Annotated in this window: 21 protein-coding genes; 17 read left to right on the forward strand and 4 right to left on the reverse strand. The window is 61.0% G+C overall.

Annotation, left to right across the window (positions count from 1 at the left end):
- Nucleotides 1-48 precede the first annotated feature (48 nt).
- The 9 genes from ATH90_RS06260 (at nucleotide 49) to ATH90_RS06300 (ending at nucleotide 8,678) form a co-directional block, all read left to right on the forward strand.
- Entirely contained in the window at nucleotides 49-1,050 is a 1,002-nt protein-coding gene (locus tag ATH90_RS06260; RefSeq protein ID WP_034102465.1) for a response regulator, read from the forward strand.
- A 338-nt stretch (nucleotides 1,051-1,388) separates the two neighbouring features.
- A protein-coding gene (prfB, locus tag ATH90_RS06265; protein ID WP_098465888.1) for a peptide chain release factor 2 occupies nucleotides 1,389-2,484 on the forward strand; the annotation gives its coding sequence in 2 pieces (ribosomal slippage) (nucleotides 1,389-1,460 and nucleotides 1,462-2,484; 1,095 coding nt in all).
- Nucleotides 2,485-2,592: 108 nt separating this feature from the next.
- Nucleotides 2,593-4,095 carry a lysine--tRNA ligase gene (gene lysS, locus ATH90_RS06270; RefSeq protein WP_008431110.1) on the forward strand — a complete coding sequence of 501 codons (1,503 nt, stop codon included), beginning with the start codon at nucleotides 2,593-2,595 and terminating at the stop codon, nucleotides 4,093-4,095.
- A gap of 106 nt (nucleotides 4,096-4,201) precedes the next feature.
- Nucleotides 4,202-4,918, forward strand: a complete 717-nt coding sequence (locus ATH90_RS06275; protein WP_080758224.1) for a TetR/AcrR family transcriptional regulator — start codon at nucleotides 4,202-4,204, stop codon at nucleotides 4,916-4,918.
- A 127-nt stretch (nucleotides 4,919-5,045) separates the two neighbouring features.
- Nucleotides 5,046-5,594 carry a hypothetical protein gene (locus ATH90_RS06280; protein ID WP_034102467.1) on the forward strand — a complete coding sequence of 183 codons (549 nt, stop codon included), beginning with the start codon at nucleotides 5,046-5,048 and terminating at the stop codon, nucleotides 5,592-5,594.
- A gap of 21 nt (nucleotides 5,595-5,615) precedes the next feature.
- Nucleotides 5,616-6,893 carry a flavohemoglobin expression-modulating QEGLA motif protein gene (locus tag ATH90_RS06285; RefSeq protein ID WP_034102468.1) on the forward strand — a complete coding sequence of 426 codons (1,278 nt, stop codon included), beginning with the start codon at nucleotides 5,616-5,618 and terminating at the stop codon, nucleotides 6,891-6,893.
- A 175-nt stretch (nucleotides 6,894-7,068) separates the two neighbouring features.
- The gene (locus ATH90_RS06290; RefSeq protein ID WP_098465889.1) at nucleotides 7,069-7,974 is read left to right on the forward strand and encodes an alpha/beta hydrolase; all 906 of its coding nucleotides are present in this window, start codon (nucleotides 7,069-7,071) and stop codon (nucleotides 7,972-7,974) included.
- Nucleotides 7,971-8,297 (forward strand): PA3694 family proteiin, encoded by a 327-nt coding sequence (locus ATH90_RS06295; RefSeq protein ID WP_069022076.1) that lies wholly within the window; start codon nucleotides 7,971-7,973, stop codon nucleotides 8,295-8,297. The genes ATH90_RS06290 and ATH90_RS06295 overlap by 4 nt, the downstream gene beginning before the upstream one ends.
- 117 nt (nucleotides 8,298-8,414) lie before the next feature.
- On the forward strand, nucleotides 8,415-8,678 hold the full coding sequence (locus ATH90_RS06300; protein ID WP_052211064.1) for a hypothetical protein: 264 nt from the start codon (nucleotides 8,415-8,417) through the stop codon (nucleotides 8,676-8,678).
- Nucleotides 8,679-8,730: 52 nt separating this feature from the next.
- Here ATH90_RS06300 and lptF read toward each other — a convergent pair whose 3' ends face one another.
- From lptF to ATH90_RS06315, 3 genes are all read right to left on the reverse strand, one after another.
- Nucleotides 8,731-9,516 (reverse strand): lipotoxin F family OmpA-related lipoprotein LptF, encoded by a 786-nt coding sequence (lptF, locus tag ATH90_RS06305; RefSeq protein ID WP_034102471.1) that lies wholly within the window; start codon nucleotides 9,514-9,516, stop codon nucleotides 8,731-8,733.
- Between the two features lie 55 nt (nucleotides 9,517-9,571).
- On the reverse strand, nucleotides 9,572-9,997 hold the full coding sequence (locus ATH90_RS06310) for a DUF4398 domain-containing protein (RefSeq protein ID WP_033902822.1): 426 nt from the start codon (nucleotides 9,995-9,997) through the stop codon (nucleotides 9,572-9,574).
- A 272-nt stretch (nucleotides 9,998-10,269) separates the two neighbouring features.
- Nucleotides 10,270-10,614, reverse strand: a complete 345-nt coding sequence (locus ATH90_RS06315; protein ID WP_098465890.1) for a pilin assembly protein — start codon at nucleotides 10,612-10,614, stop codon at nucleotides 10,270-10,272.
- Nucleotides 10,615-10,799: 185 nt separating this feature from the next.
- Between ATH90_RS06315 and ppc the strand changes: the two genes are divergently transcribed.
- The 7 genes from ppc (at nucleotide 10,800) to ATH90_RS06350 (ending at nucleotide 18,000) form a co-directional block, all read left to right on the forward strand.
- Nucleotides 10,800-13,427 (forward strand): phosphoenolpyruvate carboxylase, encoded by a 2,628-nt coding sequence (gene ppc / locus ATH90_RS06320; protein ID WP_069022092.1) that lies wholly within the window; start codon nucleotides 10,800-10,802, stop codon nucleotides 13,425-13,427.
- A gap of 279 nt (nucleotides 13,428-13,706) precedes the next feature.
- Nucleotides 13,707-14,354 (forward strand): adenylate kinase, encoded by a 648-nt coding sequence (gene adk / locus ATH90_RS06325; protein ID WP_010212617.1) that lies wholly within the window; start codon nucleotides 13,707-13,709, stop codon nucleotides 14,352-14,354.
- Between the two features lie 91 nt (nucleotides 14,355-14,445).
- Entirely contained in the window at nucleotides 14,446-15,132 is a 687-nt protein-coding gene (tsaB, locus tag ATH90_RS06330) for a tRNA (adenosine(37)-N6)-threonylcarbamoyltransferase complex dimerization subunit type 1 TsaB (protein WP_098465891.1), read from the forward strand.
- A 160-nt stretch (nucleotides 15,133-15,292) separates the two neighbouring features.
- Nucleotides 15,293-15,583 (forward strand): hypothetical protein, encoded by a 291-nt coding sequence (locus tag ATH90_RS06335; protein WP_034102475.1) that lies wholly within the window; start codon nucleotides 15,293-15,295, stop codon nucleotides 15,581-15,583.
- Complete coding sequence (locus ATH90_RS06340) at nucleotides 15,583-16,443, forward strand: DUF72 domain-containing protein (RefSeq protein WP_098465892.1); 861 nt, start codon at nucleotides 15,583-15,585, stop codon at nucleotides 16,441-16,443. Before ATH90_RS06335 ends, ATH90_RS06340 begins: the two co-directional genes overlap by 1 nt.
- 27 nt (nucleotides 16,444-16,470) lie before the next feature.
- A complete protein-coding gene (locus tag ATH90_RS06345) occupies nucleotides 16,471-17,298 on the forward strand; it encodes an isocitrate lyase/PEP mutase family protein (RefSeq protein ID WP_098465893.1) in 828 nt (275 codons plus the stop codon).
- Nucleotides 17,299-17,319: 21 nt separating this feature from the next.
- A complete protein-coding gene (locus ATH90_RS06350; protein WP_189655478.1) occupies nucleotides 17,320-18,000 on the forward strand; it encodes an extensin-like domain-containing protein in 681 nt (226 codons plus the stop codon).
- Nucleotides 18,001-18,003: 3 nt separating this feature from the next.
- On the opposite strand, the gene ATH90_RS06355 is transcribed toward ATH90_RS06350, so the two are convergent.
- A complete protein-coding gene (locus ATH90_RS06355; protein WP_034102479.1) occupies nucleotides 18,004-18,624 on the reverse strand; it encodes a hypothetical protein in 621 nt (206 codons plus the stop codon).
- Nucleotides 18,625-18,720: 96 nt separating this feature from the next.
- Between ATH90_RS06355 and ATH90_RS06360 the strand changes: the two genes are divergently transcribed.
- On the forward strand, nucleotides 18,721-19,503 hold the full coding sequence (locus ATH90_RS06360) for a class I SAM-dependent methyltransferase (protein ID WP_098465895.1): 783 nt from the start codon (nucleotides 18,721-18,723) through the stop codon (nucleotides 19,501-19,503).
- The last annotated feature ends 645 nt before the right edge of the window (nucleotides 19,504-20,148 follow it).

Raw genomic sequence — 20,148 nt, forward strand, 5'->3', positions numbered from 1 at the left:
CGACCTCTCGCAGCACCGGCTTGCCGGCAGTAATTCAGGTGACTGCACATGAATGATTTACAGATCGACGACATCAAGACCGACGAAAACGCCGCCATGGTGCTGTTGGTCGACGACCAGGCCATGATCGGCGAAGCCGTGCGGCGTGGCCTGGCGCATGAAGAAAACATCGACTTTCACTTCTGCGCCGACCCGCACCAGGCCATCGCCCAGGCTATCCGCATCAAGCCCACCGTTATCTTGCAGGATCTGGTGATGCCCGGCCTCGACGGCCTGACCCTGGTGCGCGAATACCGCAACCACCCGGCCACGCAGAACATCCCGATCATCGTGCTTTCCACCAAGGAAGACCCGCTGATCAAGAGTGCGGCGTTTTCGGCTGGGGCCAACGATTACTTGGTCAAGCTGCCGGACAATATCGAACTGGTGGCGCGTATCCGCTATCACTCGCGCTCCTACATGACCCTGTTGCAACGCGATGCAGCCTATCGCGCGCTGCGGGTCAGCCAGCAGCAACTGCTGGACACCAACCTGGTACTGCAACGGCTGATGAACTCCGACGGCCTCACCGGGCTGTCCAACCGTCGTCATTTCGACGAATACCTGGAGCTGGAGTGGCGCCGTGCCATGCGTGACCAGACTCAACTGTCGCTGCTGATGATCGACGTGGATTTCTTCAAGACCTACAACGACAGCTTTGGGCATGTCGAAGGTGACGAGGCCTTGCGCAAGGTGGCCGCCGCCATCCGCGACGCCAGCAGCCGCCCCTCGGACCTGCCGGCGCGCTACGGCGGTGAAGAGTTTGCCTTGGTGCTGCCGAATACCTCGCCGGGTGGTGCGCGGTTGGTCGCTGAAAAGCTGCGCATGGCGGTTGCCGCGCTGAAGATCCCACATAACGCGCCGACCGAGGGATCGAGCCTGACCATCAGTATCGGGCTGTCGACCATGACGCCGGTGCAGGGGACGGATTGTCGGCAGCTGATTATGGCGGCGGATAAGGGGTTGTATACGGCTAAGCATAATGGGCGGAATCAGGTGGGGATCGAGTAGGGCAGGGCGCCGTGTTGTTGGGGGCGGGGTGCATATCCGTCGCTGCGGTAATGGTTGCTTGGGGTTCCGCTCTTACAGTGGGGCACCCCAGATCAAAAGCACAAGCGCGGCGGCCTTAGGGCCGACCGGTTCTTTGTGCCGATCTCGGTTTAAATGTGGGAGCTGGCTTGCCTGCGATAGCATCGACCGGGTGCGCCTGATGCACCGAGGTGCCCGCATCGCAGGCAAGCCGGCTCCCACACAACACCCACGCCTTTTCGCCAAGCGGGCTGCCGTTCCCCCCCGTTTGCCGTTATACTCGCCGGCTTTCAAAAGTTCGCCAACGAGTGCTGCCCGCCATGGAAATCAACCCGATCCTGAACACCATCAAGGACCTGTCCGAGCGCTCCGAAACTATTCGGGGGTATCTTTGACTACGATCAAAAGCATGAGCGTCTGACCGAAGTCAATCGCGAGCTTGAAGATCCGAGTGTCTGGAACAAACCTGAATACGCCCAGGAACTGGGCCGCGAGCGCGCAGCGCTGGCGCAGATCGTCGATACCCTTGACGAGCTGAACACCGGTCTGGCCGATTGCCGTGACCTGCTGGACATGGCCGTCGAAGAAAACGACGAAGGCGCAGTGGGCGATGTCGTCGCCGAACTGGCCCGTCTCGAGGAAAACCTCGCCAAGCTTGAATTCCGCCGCATGTTCAGCCACGAAATGGACCCGAACAACGCCTACCTGGATATCCAGGCCGGTTCCGGCGGCACCGAGGCACAGGACTGGGCCAATATCCTGCTGCGCATGTACCTGCGCTGGGCTGACAAGCGCGGTTTCGATGCGACCATCATGGAACTGTCCGCCGGTGAAGTCGCCGGTATCAAGGGCGCGACCGTACACATCAAGGGTGAATACGCCTTTGGCTGGCTGCGGACCGAGATCGGCGTGCACCGTCTGGTGCGCAAGAGCCCGTTCGACTCCGGCAATCGTCGCCATACCTCGTTCTCTGCGGTGTTCGTCTCGCCAGAGATCGACGACAAGGTCGAAATCGAGATCAACCCGGCCGACCTGCGGATCGATACCTACCGCTCCTCCGGTGCCGGTGGTCAGCACGTAAACACCACCGACTCGGCCGTACGTATCACCCACGTACCGACCAACACCGTGGTGAGCTGCCAGAACGAACGTTCCCAGCACGCCAACAAGGACACCGCCATGAAAATGCTGCGGGCCAAGTTGTACGAGCAGGAAATGCAGAAACGCAACGCCGCATCCCAGGCATTGGAAGACACCAAGTCGGATATCGGCTGGGGTCACCAGATCCGCTCTTATGTGCTCGATGCGTCGCGGATCAAGGATCTGCGCACTAACATCGAACGCAGCGACTGCGACAAGGTGCTCGACGGCGACATCGACGAATACCTGGAAGCCAGCCTGAAATCAGGCCTGTAATATTGCAATACGGGACCGGCTGACACAGCGCGATCCCGTAGGAGCCGGCTTGCCGGCGATCCCCGGCCGTAGGCCGGGGACAACGAACCCGATGGAAAATTTAAAGACATGAGCGACCAACAACTCGACCCGCAAGCCCTGCAACAGGAAGAAAACTCCCTGATCGCCCTGCGCAAGGAAAAGCTTGCTGCCGAGCGCGCCAAGGGCAATGCCTTCCCCAACGACTTCCGCCGCGAAAACTATTGCGATGCCTTGCAAAAACAGTACGCGGACAAGACCAAGGAAGAGCTGGCAGAGGCTGCGATCCCGGTCAAGGTGGCAGGTCGCATCATGCTCAACCGTGGCTCGTTCATGGTGATCCAGGACATGACCGGCCGTATCCAGGTCTACGTCAACCGCAAGACCCTGTCGGAAGAGACCCTGGCCTCGGTGAAAACCTGGGACATGGGCGACATCATTGCTGCCGAAGGCACCCTGGCCCGTTCCGGCAAGGGCGACCTGTACGTGGAAATGACCAGCGTACGCCTGCTCACCAAGTCACTGCGCCCACTGCCAGACAAGCACCACGGCCTGACCGACACCGAGCAGCGCTATCGCCAGCGCTACGTTGACCTGATCGTCAACGAAGAGGTGCGCCAGACTTTCCGCGTGCGTTCGCAAGTCATCGCCCACATCCGCAGCTTCCTGATGAAGCGTGATTTCCTGGAAGTGGAAACCCCGATGCTGCAGACCATCCCAGGTGGTGCCGCAGCCAAGCCGTTCGAAACCCACCACAATGCGCTGGACATGGAAATGTTCCTGCGTATCGCACCGGAGCTGTACCTCAAGCGCCTGGTGGTTGGCGGTTTTGAAAAAGTGTTCGAGATCAACCGCAACTTCCGTAACGAAGGCGTTTCGACCCGTCACAACCCAGAATTCACCATGTTGGAGTTCTACCAGGCCTACGCCGACTACGAAGACAACATGGACCTGACCGAAGAACTGTTCCGCGAGCTGGCGCAGCTGGTCCTGGGCAGCACCGACGTGCCATACGGCGACAAGGTGTTCCATTTCGGCGAGCCGTTCGTGCGTCTGTCGGTATTCGACTCGATCCTCAAGTACAACCCTGAGTTGACCGCCGACGACCTGAACGACATTGACAAGGCCCGTGCGATCGCCAAGAAAGCCGGCGCCAAGGTGCTGGGCTTCGAAGGCCTGGGCAAACTGCAGGTGATGATTTTCGAAGAGCTGGTGGAGCACAAGCTCGAACAGCCGCACTTCATCACCCAGTACCCGTTCGAAGTGTCTCCGCTGGCCCGTCGCAACGACGACAACCCGAACGTCACCGACCGTTTCGAGCTGTTCATCGGCGGTCGCGAAATTGCCAACGCCTACTCCGAGCTCAATGATGCGGAAGACCAGGCCGAGCGTTTCATGGCCCAGGTGGCCGACAAGGACGCCGGCGACGACGAAGCCATGCATTACGACGCTGACTTCGTGCGTGCCCTGGAATACGGCATGCCGCCAACGGCCGGTGAAGGCATCGGCATCGACCGCCTGGTGATGCTGTTGACCAACTCGCCGTCGATCCGCGACGTGATCTTGTTCCCGCACATGCGGCCACAAGCGTAAGCGTAGAGCAATCCGAAGCCGCCTTTTATAAGGCGGCTTTTTTATGTGGCGTCTATCAGCGTCAAGCAAACAGCGCCAGGTTTTGATCTATTCAAGGATGTGTGTCGTGAACCGCGTAATGGCTCAAGAAGGCGCCGCTGGCATTGCTGCTGCCGTGGCTGAAAGCGTCCAGTACCAGGGCCGCAAGGCCAGCCGTCGGGGCAGCGAGCAGCGCAGGCAGGACATTCTCGATGCGGCCATGCGCATTGTGGTGCGTGACGGCGTGCGAGCCGTGCGCCATCGGGCGGTGGCGGCAGAGGCGGGGGTGCCGTTGTCGGCCACTACCTACTATTTCAAGGATATCGATGACCTGCTCACCGATACCTTCGCCCAATACGTCGAGCGCAGCGCTGCATTCATGGGCAAACTGTGGGTGCGTAACGAAGGCCTGCTGCGCGAAATGGTCGCCTATGGTGACGGCAGCCCGCAGTCACGTTCGCAATTGGCCGACGACATCGCACGGCTGACGGCCGACTATGTGCTGCGCCAACTGACCAACCGTCGTGAACACCTCATGGCCGAGCAGGCATTTCGCCAGGAAGCCTTGCTCAACCCGCGCCTGGCGGAGTTGGTGCGTTCCCATCAGCAAATTCTGTTGCAGGGCACGGGGCAGTTTTTCCAGGTGTTGGGCTCCCGCGAGCCGCAACAGGATGCCAAAGTGTTGACGGCGATAATCAGTCGGATGGAATATCAGGGCCTGCTGGGCGGTGCAGAGCCTCTGACCGGTGACGAGATGCTTGAGATCCTCAAGCGTTATATGCATTTGGTGTTGGCCTCGGTCTAGCCAAGCCGATGCGCGATCCGCTTTATGTGGGAGCTGGCTTGCCTGCGATTGCATCACCTCGGTTCACCTGAAGCGCCGAGGTGGCTGTATGCAGGCAAGCCAGTTCCCTCACCTGATGGGGAATGTGATGAAAACCTGGCGCGTTGCGGTAATTGCCCTGTCGTTCCTGCTGCTCAGCGGGTGCCTGGTGACCTTTAAGGACCCTCTGCCTGCCCATGAAGCCGCGCCGCCCGCGCTGCTGGGCCAATGGTCGAGCAAGAACGCCTGGGGCGAGCCGCTCAACCTGCGAATCACGCGCGTCGGTGAACACCGTTACAAAGCCGTGAGCTACCCTACAGCCAAGCCGGGCCAGCGTGACGAGTACCTGTTCAGCGTGTCGCGCCATGGCAATCGCTGGTACCTGTCGGCGCCGTTGCCGGCCAAGCTGGGCGGGCATTTCATCCTGGCGGGTTTTGAAATCAGCGAAAAGCACGAATTGGTGGTCTACAACCTCGACCTTGAGCAGATCCATCAAGCGATCGGCCAGAAGGTGTTGCACGGCAGCACCGTAGACACCGTCGAAGGCGCCGGGGTTCTGGTGGACAGTCCTTTGGACCAGGTGTTTGCCTACCTGGATGACCCGGCCAATGCCGATGTATTCGTGGAAGCCGTACGCTACCAGCGCACGGGCAAATAACGTTTAAAGAGGAAGCAACGGGTGGACGATTACCAGCAGACGATACGCACCTTGTCTGATCGCATTGTGCTGGCGCAAACACCGATTCGCGTCCTCGACGCCGTGAAGTGGGACGAGAATATTCGCCAGGGATTCCTCAAGGCCAAGGGCAGGGAAATGCCCGCAGTTGACCGCGATTACTACCTCAACCGGCCGCTGTCGTTCGACTCCAGCGCGGTGAAGCTGGAGTTCCAGAACATCGAGCGCGACATCACCCGTCGCCTTGGCCAGTTCAGCCCGGTGGGGCAGATCATGCGCCGCATGTGCAAGGAGTACCGCATGGTGGTGCGCATGCTCGAAGCGCGTGGTACCGAGGATTTCGGCCTGATCTCCCAGGAACTCTACGGCGCCGCCTCCGATGCGTTCCATGCCGGCGACCCGACCCTGGCCGACCTGGGCCTGATGCTGTCCGACTACCTGAACAATATCGACGGCCGTGGGGACCTCAAGGACGAAGCCAAGACGCTCACCGCCAAGGACGCCGTCGCCTTGCTGCAAACCCGCCTGAACAAGGTATTCGGTGAGGCCGAAGAGACCATCCGTGTGTTCGAGTCCGACGGTATCGTCGCCGACGCAGCGGCGGGCGCCGACTACATCAAGATCCGCGCCGATGCGATGTTCAACGACCGCGACGTGCGTGCCCTCGAAGTGCATGAAGGCCTGGTGCATGTGGGCACCACGCTCAATGGCCAGAACCAGCCGATCTGCACCTTCCTGTCCAAGGGCCCGCCGTCGTCCACCGTGACCCAGGAGGGGCTGGCGATCCTGATGGAGATCATCACCTTCGCCTCCTACCCGAGTCGCCTGCGCAAGCTGACCAACCGTACCCGCGCTATCCACATGGTGGAAGAGGGTGCTGATTTCCTGCAGGTGTTCGAATTTTTCCGCGAGCAAGGCTTTGAGATGGCTGAAAGCTACGGCAACGCCAGTCGCGTATTCCGTGGCTCGGTGCCGACTGGCCTGCCGTTTACCAAGGATCTGTCCTACCTCAAGGGCTTTATCATGGTCTACAACTACATCCAGCTTGCCGTGCGCAAAGGCAAGCTGGAACAAGTGCCGCTGCTGTTCTGCGGTAAGACCACCCTGGAAGACATGCGCACCCTGCGCCAACTGGTCGACGAAGGCCTGGTGGTGCCTCCCAAATACCTGCCCGAGCAGTTCCGCGACATGAATGCGCTGGCAGCGTGGATGTGCTTCTCCAACTTCCTCAACCACTTGAGCCTGGATCGGATCGAGGCGGATTACTCGAATATCCTTTAGGCAATATGGCTGGCGAAACCGGATAAAAAATGTGGGAGCTGGCGTGCCTGTGATGGCGGTCTTTGAGTGACACCAACGGCGACTGATACACCGCCATCGCCGGCAAGCCAGTGCGCCCCTGTGATCTCATTTGCTGTCGAGAAATGAGTACAACCTACCAGCGAGGCTTCAACGGATGAGAATCCTCGGCATTCTGTGCCTGCTACTCACATTGAACGGCTGCAGCTCCCTGCTGTTCTATCCCGAACCCGGCCTGCCCTTCACGCCGGAAAAAGCCCGATTGCAATACCGCGACGTCACCTTGACCACCGCCGACGGCGTAAAGCTCCACGCCTGGTGGCTGCCGGCCAAACCCGGTGTGCCGCTCAAGGGCACGGTGCTGCACTTGCATGGCAACGGCGGCAACCTGGCCTGGCACCTGGGTGGCAGTTGGTGGTTGCCTGAGCAGGGCTACCAGGTGTTGTTGCTGGACTATCGCGGTTATGGCTTGTCGCAAGGCAAGCCCTCGTTACCCGCGATCTATCAGGATGTAGACGCGGCGTTCAACTGGATCGACAAGGCCCCCGAAACCCAAGGCCAGCCGTTGATCGTGCTCGGCCAAAGCCTGGGGGGGGCATTGGCGGTGCACTACCTGGCCGCCCACCCGGAGCGCCAATCCCGGCTCAAGGCACTGGTGCTGGACGGCGTGCCCGCCAGTTATCGTGACGTAGGACAATTCGCCCTGAGCACCTCCTGGTTAACATGGCCGTTCCAGGTGCCTTTGTCGTGGCTGGTACCGGACGACGACAGTGCGATCCATGCCATGCCTCGGCTGACGGGCGTACCGAAGCTGTTGTTCCACAGCCTGGATGACCCGATCGTGCCCGTGGCCAACGGCATCCGCCTGTACCAGGCTGCGCCGCCGCCGAGGGTGTTGCAACTGACTCGGGGCGGGCATGTGCAGACCTTTGCCGACAAGACCTGGCAAACCGTGATGCTGCGCTATCTCGATGACCCGCAACACTTCAACGGTTTGCGCCGCCTGGGCGAAATTCCGAACTACCCCACTCCCAACGTTGATTCATCAGAGAGCCCGCAATGAGCGAAGAACGCAACATGATCCCGCTGATCCTCACCGGCATCGGCACCATCATCGGTACCGTCGGTTGCCTGTGGTACTACGGCTACTTGCACTTCGCCAAGCCGGAAGATGCGTTGCTGCTCAGCGATTTCACCCTGCTCAAGACCGTGCCAGGCGAGGATTACAAGATCTCCCTGACCCCGGCCGCGCAAGTGGCGCAGTGCGTCGATGGCGTACTGGTGATGTTCGACACCGAGCAGAAAGGCCTGAGCGGTGTGCTGGTGAACAACAAGAAGCAGGCCGTGCGTTGCATGGGCCAGGAAACCCCGCAATTGCAGCAATAGCCGTTAGCTCATCGTCAATAGCCGGAAATGACTGGAACCGAATGTCTTCAGACACCACTGACTACTTTGTCAGCGGTACCGACAGGCAACTTACACATTCAGCTCTGGAGATTGATGATGGATATTGGCGCTATCGGCAAAATGTTGGGCATGGCCAGGGGGCAGCAAAGCCTGAGGCAGGAGGGGCCGCAGCAGGGGGGCAAGACTGACACCGAACTGCTCAGGAAACTCTTGGAAATGCTGTCGAGCAGCGGTTCCGCTGGCTCTGGTGGCTCCGCAGCTCAGCTGGATCCTGAACAGATCAAGAAAATGATGGCGGGACGCGAAGGCATGCAGGCGATGATGCCGGACAGTGACAACGGCCGCAAAGTCAGCGTCTGACAGGCAAAAAAAACCCACCGTGAGGTGGGTTTTTTCATGCAGCCTCAATCAATCAGTAAGCAACGGAAGAACGTGGCTTGACTGGCTGGTTGTCGTTGGAGATGGTCACTTCAACGCGGCGGTTCATGGCACGACCCGAGACGCTGCCGTTGTCGGCAACCGGGTATTCCTTGCCGTAACCCTGGGTCACGATGCGCGAAATATCCACGCCTTGTTGAGCCAGTGCACGCTGTACGGAAGCAGCACGACGCTCGGACAGGCTCTGGTTGTACGAATCGGAACCCGTGCTGTCGGTGTAGCCTTCGACAATTACTTTACGGTCCGGGTTGTCGCGCAGGAACTGAGCCAGCTTGGTGATGTTCACCAGACCGCTGGATTTCAGGTCGGACTTGTTGGTGGCGAACAGCACGTCACCGAAGGTCACCAGCGTACCGCGATCGGTCTGCTTGGCATTCAGGCTGTCTTGCAGTTGCTTGATCTGTGCGTCACGAGCATCCAGCAGTGCGCGGGCACGTTCGTCGCCAGCGTTTTTCAGCTTGGCTTCGGATTCGCGCAGCACGATGGTGTCTTTGGCCACTTCAACGCGCTGGTTGGTCAGGTAAGCCAACTGGTCGACTTTCTTCTCGTCTTCCTTGTCGCGGTAGGCCTTGTCAGCCTTGTCCAGCCATTCGCTGGCGTCCTTGGTTTCCAGTGCCGCGAGCTTGGTGGCTTGCGGGTTGGTTTGCAGGGCCGAGAAATTGGTCCGTGCGTTTTCCAGGTTCGCGTTCGGCGGGGTGGAGCAGGCCGCCAGTGCAACGCTCATCGCCAGCAGGGCAGGGATCATCAATTGTTTACGCATAGTCGTGTCGTCCTTTCAATTCGATATCAGGTGCGATGCGGTCAAGGGGGGCGTCTTACTTCTGCTGGATAGCAGCTGGACGCATACCTTCCTTACGCAACTCATCAACAGCCTTCTGGGAATCCTTCACAGCCTGTTCAGCCTTGGCAGCCTGAGCCTTGCGCTCTGCAACGCGAGCGTCCCACTCGGCTTGTTCAGCCAGGCGACGGGCTTCGTCGTAGTTCTTGTCGTGCATGGCAATCTCGGCTTGCTTGAGCTTGTCCTGGGCCGACTTCATCTCTACAGCCGCGTACTCGGTGCCGCCGGCGCTGACCGCGCTGTTTACAGCGGACTGGGTCACCGCGTACTGCTCGGTCGGCGGGTTACCGGCGCAACCTGCCAGAACGAAGCTGGTGCCGATTGCCAGCGCGGCCAATTTGAGCCCGCGCAGATGGTTAAACGAGGATTTGGCAGTGCTGGTCTTCATCGTCTTCAACTCCATTGGATAACTCCTGAAAAACATCAAAATCCATGTCACTGGTCTGCGGCCGGGGCTTGGCGCTTAAGCGCAAATAAGCCTTTAAAACGACCGTTCCAAGTGATGGCTTACTGGCTGTGACCGGAGGCTTTTTTCAAAAGTTCAGAGAAGATGGCGATTTGCCTAAAAAAATATTTGACTGATTGGTCAGGGTAAAAAACTTGGAACTTATGCGTCGCGCAGCGGTACGCCCGACCCGCGAGGGGCCCGGCGTACAAGGGTCTGGCGTGAGAGTTTCAGTGTTTCTGTTCGTCGCTGCTGGCCGACAAATCATGCAGATAACGCCGCGACAGCGTCAGGAAGCGCGGGGTAGGGCCGACATCTTCGTACAGCGGGTCACCCTCTTCATCGGTGGCAATCACCTGCTGGCCCTTGATATAGGGAAAGCTGGCTTCCAACTCTTCGAGGGCGGCGCCGATCAGCTCGCCGAGCAGTTCCTCGGTGCTGCGCTTGGGGTACATTTCGGCGATGGCCGCCAGCCTTGCGGCGGATTCCACATCCAGATGGATGGCGTATTCGGTCTTGGTCAAGCGACCCTTGGCGTTCTCTTCCCAATGCTGGGCCAATTCTCGGATTTTCATGGCAACCTCAATGAAGCCCGCGATGGCAGGCGGTGATGAGTGACCAGTCGCGCGTATGGATAAACACGGGCGACTCAGTGTTGAGACTCGCTGCAACCCACAAGGTTTAAAGTCTTGTCATAAAACGATGCTGGCGGCACTCTGGCAGACCTGCGCGTCCCGGATTTCTGGCTGGAGATTGGCTGATGAGTGATATCGATGCACGCTTGCGTGAGGATGTTCACCTGCTGGGTGAGCTGTTGGGCAACACCATTCGAGAGCAGTACGGCGATGACTTTCTCGACAAAATCGAGCAGATCCGCAAAGGCGCCAAGGCCGACCGCCGCGGGGCGGGCGATGAACTGAGCAGCAGCCTCAACCAGTTGCAGGAACACGAACTGCTGCCGGTTGCCCGGGCGTTCAACCAGTTCCTCAACCTGGCCAACATCGCCGAGCAATACCAACTGATTCACCGGCGCGATGAGTCGCAACCGGCGCCCTTCGAGTCTCGCGTATTGCCCGAGTTGCTGGCGCGCCTGCAAGCCGAAGGCCACAGCAACGAATCCCTGGCGCGCCAGTTGGGGCGCCTGGAGATCGAGCTGGTCCTTACCGCCCACCCCACCGAAGTGGCGCGCCGCACCCTGATCCAGAAATACGATGCGATTGCCGCCCAACTGGCGCTGCAGGATCACCGTGACCTCACCACGGCGGAGCGCGAGCAGATCCGCCAGCGCCTGCAGCGCTTGATCGCAGAAGCCTGGCACACCGAAGAGATCCGCCGCACCCGGCCCACGCCGGTGGACGAGGCCAAGTGGGGCTTTGCGGTCATCGAACATTCGCTGTGGCACGCCATTCCCAATTACCTGCGCAAGGCTGACCAGGCCCTGCACGCCGCCACTGGCCTGCGCTTGCCCCTGGAGGCGGCGCCGATCCGCTTTGCCTCATGGATGGGGGGCGACCGTGACGGCAACCCGAATGTCACCGCGCCGGTGACCCGTGAAGTATTACTGCTGGCGCGCTGGATGGCGGCCGACCTGTACCTGCGCGACGTCGACCATTTGGCTTCCGAGCTGTCGATGCAGCAAGCCAGCCCGGCGTTGCAGGCCAAGGTCGGCGACAGCGTCGAACCGTATCGCGCCCTGCTCAAGCAATTGCGCGAACGCCTGCGGGCCACGCGCCAATGGGCGCATACGGCGTTGAGCAGCAGCACACCGGCGCCTGCCGAGGTGTTGCAGAACAATCGTGACCTGCTGGAGCCGCTGGAGCTGTGCTATCAGTCGCTGCATGAGTGCGGCATGGGCGTGATCGCCGATGGTCCGTTGCTCGACTGCCTGCGGCGCGCAGTGACGTTCGGTTTGTTCCTGGTGCGCCTGGATGTGCGCCAGGATTCCAGCCGTCATTCGGCGGCCATGACAGAAATCACCGATTACCTCGGCCTGGGACGCTACGAAGACTGGGACGAAGAGGCGCGTATCAGCTTCTTGATGAAAGAGCTGTCCAATCGTCGGCCGCTGCTGCCGGGCTATTTCAAACCCTCGGCCGACACCGCCGAAGTCCTGAACACCTGTAAGGAAGTCGCCGCCGCGCCGGCTGCGTCGTTGGGTTCGTATGTCATCTCCATGGCCGGCGCTGCGTCGGACGTGCTGGCGGTGCAACTGCTGCTTAAAGAGTCGGGCGTGCAACGGCCGATGCGCGTAGTGCCGCTGTTCGAGACCCTGGCCGATCTGGATAACGCCGGCCCGGTGATCGAGCAACTGTTGCTGCTGCCGGGCTATCGCACGCGTTTGCAGGGGCCCCAGGAAGTGATGATCGGCTACTCGGACTCGGCCAAGGACGCGGGCACCACCGCCGCGGCCTGGGCGCAGTACCGCGCGCAGGAGCGGCTGGTGGATATCTGCCGCGAGCAACAAGTGGAACTGCTGTTGTTCCACGGTCGCGGTGGCACCGTGGGCCGTGGCGGCGGCCCAGCCCACGCGGCGATCCTGTCACAGCCGCCGGGTTCGGTGGCGGGGCGGTTCCGCACCACCGAACAGGGCGAGATGATTCGCTTCAAGTTCGGCCTGCCGGATATCGCCGAGCAGAACCTCAACCTTTACCTGGCGGCCGTATTGGAGGCGACCCTGTTGCCACCGCCGCCGCCCGAGCCGGCCTGGCGCCATTTGATGGATGAATTGGCGGCCGACGGTGTCAGCGCCTACCGTGCGGTGGTGCGGGAAAATCCGCAGTTCGTCGAGTATTTCCGCCAATCCACGCCGGAACAGGAACTGGGGCGCTTGCCCTTGGGCAGTCGTCCGGCCAAGCGCCGTGCCGGCGGGATTGAAAGCTTGCGGGCGATCCCGTGGATCTTTGGCTGGACCCAGACCCGCCTGATGCTGCCAGCCTGGCTGGGCTGGGAGGCGGCGCTGAGCAAGGCCCTGGAGCGCGGCGAAGGCGAGCTGCTGGGGCAGATGCGCGAGCAGTGGCCGTTCTTCCGTACCCGCATCGACATGTTGGAAATGGTGCTGGCCAAGGCCGACGCCGACATTGCCCGCCTGTACGACGAGCGCCTGGTGCAGCCAGACCTGCTGCCATTGGGTGCGCATTTGCGCGACCTATTGTCGCAGGCGTGCGGCGTGGTGCTTGGCCTGACTGGCCAGTCGCAACTGCTGGCTCACAGCCCCGACACCTTGGAGTTTATCCGGCTGCGCAACACCTATCTTGACCCCTTGCACTTGTTGCAGGCCGAGTTGCTGGCGCGCTCGCGCCAGCAGGAAGCGGCGCAGGACAGCCCTCTGGAACAGGCGCTGCTGGTCTCCGTAGCGGGTATTGCCGCTGGTTTGCGTAACACTGGCTAAGGTTTTTTGCGTGTTCTCAAGGGCTTGCAGGTAAACCACGACGGCCGCCCGGAAAAGGGCGGTCGGCGTTTACGGGGCCGGGTTGCACTCAGGCACACCCTACGTATGACGCATGCACGACGCGGGTTCCTGCGACTTTCGGCGGCTTGTGTGGTTAAGGCCTGCTGTGTATCTTGATCAGCCTTTGGCCGTTTGGGCGGCCCGAATTCTATTTTTACGCGATTGGCCCCTCGCGGCGAATCCGAGCGTCATCTCTATAAAAAATTGAGGAGCACATCGATGCGCGTCATTCTGCTGGGAGCTCCCGGGGCCGGTAAAGGTACTCAGGCAAAGTTCATCACTGAAAAATTCGGCATTCCACAAATCTCCACCGGCGACATGCTGCGTGCGGCCGTCAAGGCTGGCACCGAGCTGGGCCTGATCGCCAAGAGCGTGATGGACAGCGGTGGCCTGGTTTCCGATGACTTGATCATCAACCTGGTCAAGGAACGCATCAGCCAGGAAGACTGCAAGAACGGTTTCCTGTTCGACGGCTTCCCGCGCACCATTCCCCAGGCTGAAGCCCTAGTGAAGGCTGGCGTCGAGCTGGATGCAGTGGTCGAAATCGCGGTTGAAGATGAAGAGATCGTCCAGCGCATTGCCGGTCGTCGCGTTCACGAAGCCTCCGGCCGCGTGTACCACACCGTCTACAACCCGCCAAAGGTTGAAGGCAAGGACGATGTGACCGGCGAAGACCTGGTACAGCGCAAGGACGACACTGAAGAAACCGTGCGTCATCGCCTGTCGGTCTACCACTCCCAGACCAAACCGCTGGTGGATTTCTACCAGAAGTTGTCCGCAGCCCAGGGCAAGCCGAAGTACAGCCACATTCCTGGCGTCGGCTCGGTGGAAGCGATCACCGCCAAAGTGCTGCAAGCACTGAGCTGATCACACCCTCTGCTTCACGGATAACGGCCCGCTTGCGGGCCGTTGTTGTTTATAATGGCGCACTCTTTTTTCGACTTGGACACCCACACCGATGAGCACCCTGCTGGCCCTGGACACCGCGACTGAAGCTTGCTCCGTTGCCTTGCTGCACGATGGCAAGGTAACGAGCCACTACAAGGTGATCCCGCGCCTGCACGCGCAGAAGCTGTTGCCGATGATCAAGCAGCTGCTGGAAGACGCCGGTACCACCTTGGCTGCGGTAGACGCCATCGCCTTCGGCCGTGGGCCGGGTGCATTCACGGGTGTACGCATCGCCATTGGCGTGGTGCAGGGCTTGGCATTTGCGCTGGAACGCCCGGTATTGCCGGTGTCCAACCTTGCCGTGCTGGCCCAGCGCGCCTTGCGTGAACACGGTGCACACCAGGTTGCGGCGGCCATCGATGCACGCATGGATGAAGTCTATTGGGGCTGCTACCGCGAAACGGCGGGCGAGATGCGCCTGGTCGGCGTGGAAGCCGTGCAGCCTCCGGAGTCTTCGCAATTGCCTGGCGATGCCAGCGGCGACTGGTTCGGTGCAGGCACCGGCTGGGGTTATGGCGAGCGCATCGCTGTGCCGTTGGTAGGGCAGGACGCAGCGATGTTGCCCCACGCTGAAGACTTGTTGGCGCTCGCGCGCTTCGCCTTCGAACGGGGCGAGGCGATTCCCGCAGACCAGGCTGCGCCTGTGTACCTGCGCGATAAAGTGGCGCAGACCAAGGCAGAGCGCGGGATTATTTGACGTCAAAAATGATGGCAATTTGGGGCTAAGTTCACCAATCGTCAGAATTTGACCCCGGTTTTAAACCTTTTTCAAATTATGTGTTCTAGTTATCACCAGAGCATTTGCGCGCTACGGATTGCGCCACTAAAATGCCATCACCGATACCGAGTTCGCATCGATGCGTATAGACGGCTTTTCCTCACAGTCCTACCCCATCAAGCGTAAGCCGCGTAAGGCAAACGTCACGGTAGACGAGTCCGTCGAGGATTCACCGGACTTCATCGAAGTCCAGCCCGATGCGCAGGCCAACTCCCAAGCGCGTATCAGCGGTCTTCCCGCCCGTCAGCAAGACATGGTCTTCCCGCGCTCCATGAGCAAAAGCGTTGCTAACGCTCTGGCCAGCTACCTGACCACCGCCGGTTTTGTCGAATGGGACATGGAAGTGCTGGGTCTCGACATTCACATCTGATGCGTCTGCCTTACCACCTCGGTTGCCCGTCCTGGAGTGAAAACGCCTGGCGCGAGTACCTGTACCCCGCCGATGCCCGTTCCAGTGATTACCTCGCGCTTTATTCCCAAGTCTTCAACGCCGTGGAAGGCAATACCACGTTCTACGCGCGCCCCTCGGCGGCCACCGTGCAACGCTGGGCCGAGATCATGCCCGACGATTTCCGCTTCACGGCCAAATTCCCCGGTGATATCAGCCACAGCGGCAACTTGATTGAGCAACTGCCAGCAGCAGAAAGCTTTGTTGGCTTGATGAGCCCCTTGGGTGAGCGGGTATCGCCTCTGTGGTTGCAGTTGCCCGCGACGTTTACGCCGCAGCGCCTGGGGGAATTGGCAGGTTTCATTGATAGCCTGGAGCGGCCGATGGCGGTGGAAGTACGCCATTCGGAGTTCTTCGCCAAAGGCGATGCCGAGCGCATGCTCAATCGCTTGTTGCGGGACCGGGGCGTTGAGCGAATCTGCCTGGACCCTCGCGCCTTGTTCAGTTGCACGTCCACCTCGGCCGCCGTGCTGCACGCTCAATCGAAAAAGCCCAAGGTGCCACCGCGGCCAGCGGCGCTGACGCCGTTTCCCCAGGTACGGTTTATCGGTCATCCCGAACTGGAAGCCAATGATCCGTTCTTGGTGCCGTGGGTGGAAAAAGTCGCTGGCTGGATCGAAGAAGGCCGCACCCCTTATGTGTTCCTGCACACTTCGGATAACCGCCTCGCCGCGCAGTTGGCCCTGCGTTTCCACGAACAGTTGATGGCGCGTCTACCTGGGCTGCCGCCCCTTCCGACCTTGGATCGCGCCCCCGTAGCGGAGCAACTGGGGTTACTCTAGGGCTCCCTTACCCGCCAGGAGCCCGACATGGATGCCCAAACCCTTCGCGCTGAAACCTTCAAAGCCTTGCATGAGCGTGATCGCGCATTCGTGATGCCCAACCCGTGGGATGCGGGCTCCGCCGTGATGCTGGCCAGCCTGGGCTTTGAAGCGCTGGCCACCACCAGCGCGGGCTACGCGTTCAGCCTGGGACGCCCGGATGCAGAGGGGGCGTTGTCCCTGGAAGACACGTTGTTCAATGCCAGCATGATTGCCAAGGCCACGGCGTTGCCGGTGGCGGCCGACCTGGAAAATGGCTTCAGCGACACCCCAGAAGGCTGCGCCCAGGCAATCCTGCGTGCCGCTGCCACGGGGATCGTCGGCGGATCCATCGAAGATGCCACGGGCATTGCCGTTGACCCGATCTATCCCTTTGACCTGTCCGTCGAGCGCGTCGAAGCCGCGGTTGCCGCTGCCCGCAGCCTGCCATTCCCCTTCACCCTGACGGCCCGCGCGGAGAATCTCCTGCATGGGCGCCTTGATCTGGCCGACACAATCCGGCGCCTGCAGGCGTACGCCGAAGCCGGTGCCGACGTGCTGTACGCGCCGGCCCTGCGAAGTGCCGAGGAAGTGCTGGCGGTGGTCAAGGCGGTGGCGCCCAAGCCTGTCAATGTGTTGATGTCTGGGGGCTTGAACCTGAGCGTCGTGCAGCTGAGCGAAATGGGCGTGCGACGCATCAGCGTCGGTTCGGCCCTGGCGTTGGCGGCTTATGGTGAGTTCTATCGTGCGGCCCAAGAGGTGCATGAACTGGGGACGTTCACCTTTACCGAGCGCAAGATGCCGTTCAGTCAGGCCAACCAGTTCTTCAAGGACTAAGCGGTGCGTTTTTCCACAGTGATGGGCACGCTGCTGATGCTGGCTGCAGTCTTTGCCGTAGGCGTGTGGCGTGGCTGGGTACCCCTACCGGCCGATTGGAACCCGTGGGCACCGTTGGATGTGCGTGCCAGTCCCAACCTGTTGACGCGCTACAAGCTGGGTCGCTTGCAGGCTGACCCGGCGCTGTGCGACCAAGTGCTGGAAACCTCGGGCCTGCGCGTCAGCCATCAGGCGGATACGCCGGCGGATGCCACGTGCCCCTTGCGTAATACCTTGCGCGTACAGGGTGCAGCCGTCGGGCTGAGCAGCAGCTTTCTCGCCAGTTGCCCACTGGCGGTGGCGTTCGCCCTGTTCGAGCGGCACAGCCTGCAACCGGCGGCCCAGGCGGTATTTGGCCAGGCGGTGACGCGGGTCGATCACCTGGGCAGCTTTGCCTGCCGCAATATCTACAACCGTGCCGAGGGCCGACTCAGCCAGCACGCGTCGGCGAATGCGCTGGACATTGCCGGCTTTCGCCTGGCGGATGGGCGCAGTATCAGCGTGCTCAAGGATTGGCCAGGAGAGGGCGACAAGGCGCGGTTCCTGCGTCAGGTACGCGATAGCGCCTGTGATGATTTCAATGTGGTGCTGAGCCCGGACTACAACGCCGCGCACCGCAACCATTTCCATCTGGATATGGGGCGTTGGTGGGTATGTCGCTGAGTATCAGGCGGCCAGGCGCAGGTTCTGCGTGACCAACGGACGTGCCCAGTAATAATCGAAATCCAGGGCTTTTTGTTGCGCGACCAGTTCTTCGGTTGGGTACGGCGTGGCGGCGGGTGGCAGCAGGTCCAGTTCGAATTCGGCGATTGGCAGGTGCAGTGGGCGTGGTTCGGGCGCCGGGCCTGGTTCGGGCAGCGGTTGACCAGCGTTCAGCACGATCGGGCGCACCCAGCCACTTTCGAAGTTCTGCTGGCGCTGCTGGGCGACGATTTCTTCTTCCGGGAACGGCGGGGCGGCCGGTGGCAGCAAGTCGGTCTCGAGCTCGGCGATCGGCAGGAACAGCGGCTCGGGTGGGGCGATTTCGGTGTCTTTCACGTCGCACTCACGCTGCGTGAGGATCTGCGACAACAGGTCGGCGCCGGCACTCGGTTCTACCGCTGGGTCCGCCGGTGCGGTCGCCTGCACCGCGAGCGCGTCCGGCGTGTCACCGAGCTGCTCGGCCAGTGCCCGGGCGAAGAAGTCCTGCCACACATGACTCACCCCGGCCAGCGCTTGAGTATTGCGCAGGCCGTAGTGGTTATGGGTCGGCAGTACACCGATGGTTAGGGGAAGAATGTCTGACATTTTTCTCGGTCGACGCTCAGCTCTGGCAAAATACCTGACTGTTGTTTTTATCGGCCGCTGTTTGCCGATCCTTAATATTTTTGAGCGTAGCGATTGATGAGCGAACAACCAGCGGCCAGCCGCATCCAGGTCGAGGCCTTGGGCGAAGGTTTCAAGGCCCGTGCCGAGCAGTGGGCTACCCTGTTGGGCTTGCCGTTGTACCTGGCAGATGCGGAATTTTCCCTGCAAGTGGGAGAGCATGGCCTTCAGTTGCAACAGCTTGGGCCTGACGCGCCTGGGCCGGTGCGGGTGGACTTTGTCGAAGGCGGCGCGGCGCATCGACGCCTGTACGGCGGCGGCAGCGGGCAGATGATCGCCAAGGCCGTGGGCGTCGCCCAAGGCGTGCGCCCACGGGTGCTAGACGCCACGGCAGGCTTGGGCAAAGACGCATTCGTGCTGGCCAGCCTGGGTTGCGAGATGAGCCTGATCGAGCGTCAGCCGTTGATCGGTGCGTTGCTTGAGGATGGGTTGGCACGTGGCGCGGATGATTTTGAGGTGGCACCGATCGTGGCGCGCATGCAGCTGCTCAAGGGCAACTCCATCGACGTGATGCGCCATTGGGAAGGCGAGCCGCCCCAGGTGATCTACCTCGACCCGATGTTCCCGCACCGTGAGAAGACCGCGCTGGTGAAGAAGGAAATGCGTCTGTTCCGACCGCTGGTGGGGGATGATCCGGACGCTCCCGCGCTGTTGGCTGCCGCGCTGGCCCTGGCCAGCCATCGCGTGGTGGTCAAGCGCCCGCGCAAGGCGCCGTGCATTGACGGGCCCAAGCCGAGCCATGCGCTGGATGGTAAGTCCAGCCGGTATGACATCTACCCCAAGAAAGCGCTCAAGCCTTGAGGCTTTTCGGGCTTCATCGCGGTATAGATATCCGCATGACGCTGGCTACGGCGCTGTACCTGGGGCTTGGGAGCTTGCTCACTCCGGCGGCCCGACAGCCAACCGCTATCTAACGCTTACCCCACGACCCAACTGTGGGAGCGGGCTTGCTCGCGAAGGCGCCCCGACAGCCGACCACTGTCTAACGGTTATCTCGCGATCCAAAAATGTGGGAGCGGGCTTGCTCGCGAAAGCGCCCTAACAGCCAACCACAATCTTCCTGACACCCCGCGACCCAAAACTGTGGGAGCGGGCTTGCCCGCGAAGGCGCCCTGACAGCCGACCTGGATTTTGGATCAGACCGGGTACATATCCGTTATTCAGGTAACGGCTGCTAGGGGTTCCGCTCTTACAGCGGGTCACTTTGGAAAAGCCCCAAAGTAACCAAAAGGCTCTTGCCCCAACACTCGGCACCTCGCCTAGGCTCGGTGTGCCCGTAATCCGACAGGGATTTGGGGGGCCGCCGCCACGCGCCCTCCATGGCGCGGGGCGGCTAAACCGGCATCCCTGCCGGTTTACCCCCCAAATCCCTGTCGAATTCCGGCCAGCGTGTTTGATGGGGCGCTAGGATCAAAGGCAAGATCAAAAGCCAGATCAAGAGCGGCT

Origin of the sequence: Pseudomonas lurida (assembly GCF_002563895.1) — a bacterium.
Lineage (GTDB): Bacteria > Pseudomonadota > Gammaproteobacteria > Pseudomonadales > Pseudomonadaceae > Aquipseudomonas > Aquipseudomonas lurida.

Excerpts from the sequence above, each read along its gene's own strand:
- ATH90_RS06360 (WP_098465895.1), top strand. The coding sequence starts at position 18,721 with ATGAGCGAACAACCAGCGGCCAGCCGCATCCAGGTCGAGGCCTTGGGC.
- ppc (WP_069022092.1), top strand. The coding sequence starts at position 10,800 with ATGAGTGATATCGATGCACGCTTGCGTGAGGATGTTCACCTGCTGGGT.
- ATH90_RS06260 (WP_034102465.1), top strand. The coding sequence starts at position 49 with ATGAATGATTTACAGATCGACGACATCAAGACCGACGAAAACGCCGCC.
- ATH90_RS06280 (WP_034102467.1), top strand. The coding sequence starts at position 5,046 with ATGAAAACCTGGCGCGTTGCGGTAATTGCCCTGTCGTTCCTGCTGCTC.
- ATH90_RS06335 (WP_034102475.1), top strand. The coding sequence starts at position 15,293 with ATGCGTATAGACGGCTTTTCCTCACAGTCCTACCCCATCAAGCGTAAG.
- lptF (WP_034102471.1), bottom strand. The coding sequence starts at position 9,516 with ATGCGTAAACAATTGATGATCCCTGCCCTGCTGGCGATGAGCGTTGCA.
- adk (WP_010212617.1), top strand. The coding sequence starts at position 13,707 with ATGCGCGTCATTCTGCTGGGAGCTCCCGGGGCCGGTAAAGGTACTCAG.
- ATH90_RS06345 (WP_098465893.1), top strand. The coding sequence starts at position 16,471 with ATGGATGCCCAAACCCTTCGCGCTGAAACCTTCAAAGCCTTGCATGAG.
- ATH90_RS06300 (WP_052211064.1), top strand. The coding sequence starts at position 8,415 with ATGGATATTGGCGCTATCGGCAAAATGTTGGGCATGGCCAGGGGGCAG.
- lysS (WP_008431110.1), top strand. The coding sequence starts at position 2,593 with ATGAGCGACCAACAACTCGACCCGCAAGCCCTGCAACAGGAAGAAAAC.
- ATH90_RS06340 (WP_098465892.1), top strand. The coding sequence starts at position 15,583 with ATGCGTCTGCCTTACCACCTCGGTTGCCCGTCCTGGAGTGAAAACGCC.
- ATH90_RS06350 (WP_189655478.1), top strand. The coding sequence starts at position 17,320 with ATGGGCACGCTGCTGATGCTGGCTGCAGTCTTTGCCGTAGGCGTGTGG.
- ATH90_RS06355 (WP_034102479.1), bottom strand. The coding sequence starts at position 18,624 with ATGTCAGACATTCTTCCCCTAACCATCGGTGTACTGCCGACCCATAAC.
- ATH90_RS06295 (WP_069022076.1), top strand. The coding sequence starts at position 7,971 with ATGAGCGAAGAACGCAACATGATCCCGCTGATCCTCACCGGCATCGGC.
- ATH90_RS06315 (WP_098465890.1), bottom strand. The coding sequence starts at position 10,614 with ATGAAAATCCGAGAATTGGCCCAGCATTGGGAAGAGAACGCCAAGGGT.
- tsaB (WP_098465891.1), top strand. The coding sequence starts at position 14,446 with ATGAGCACCCTGCTGGCCCTGGACACCGCGACTGAAGCTTGCTCCGTT.
- ATH90_RS06310 (WP_033902822.1), bottom strand. The coding sequence starts at position 9,997 with ATGGAGTTGAAGACGATGAAGACCAGCACTGCCAAATCCTCGTTTAAC.
- ATH90_RS06290 (WP_098465889.1), top strand. The coding sequence starts at position 7,069 with ATGAGAATCCTCGGCATTCTGTGCCTGCTACTCACATTGAACGGCTGC.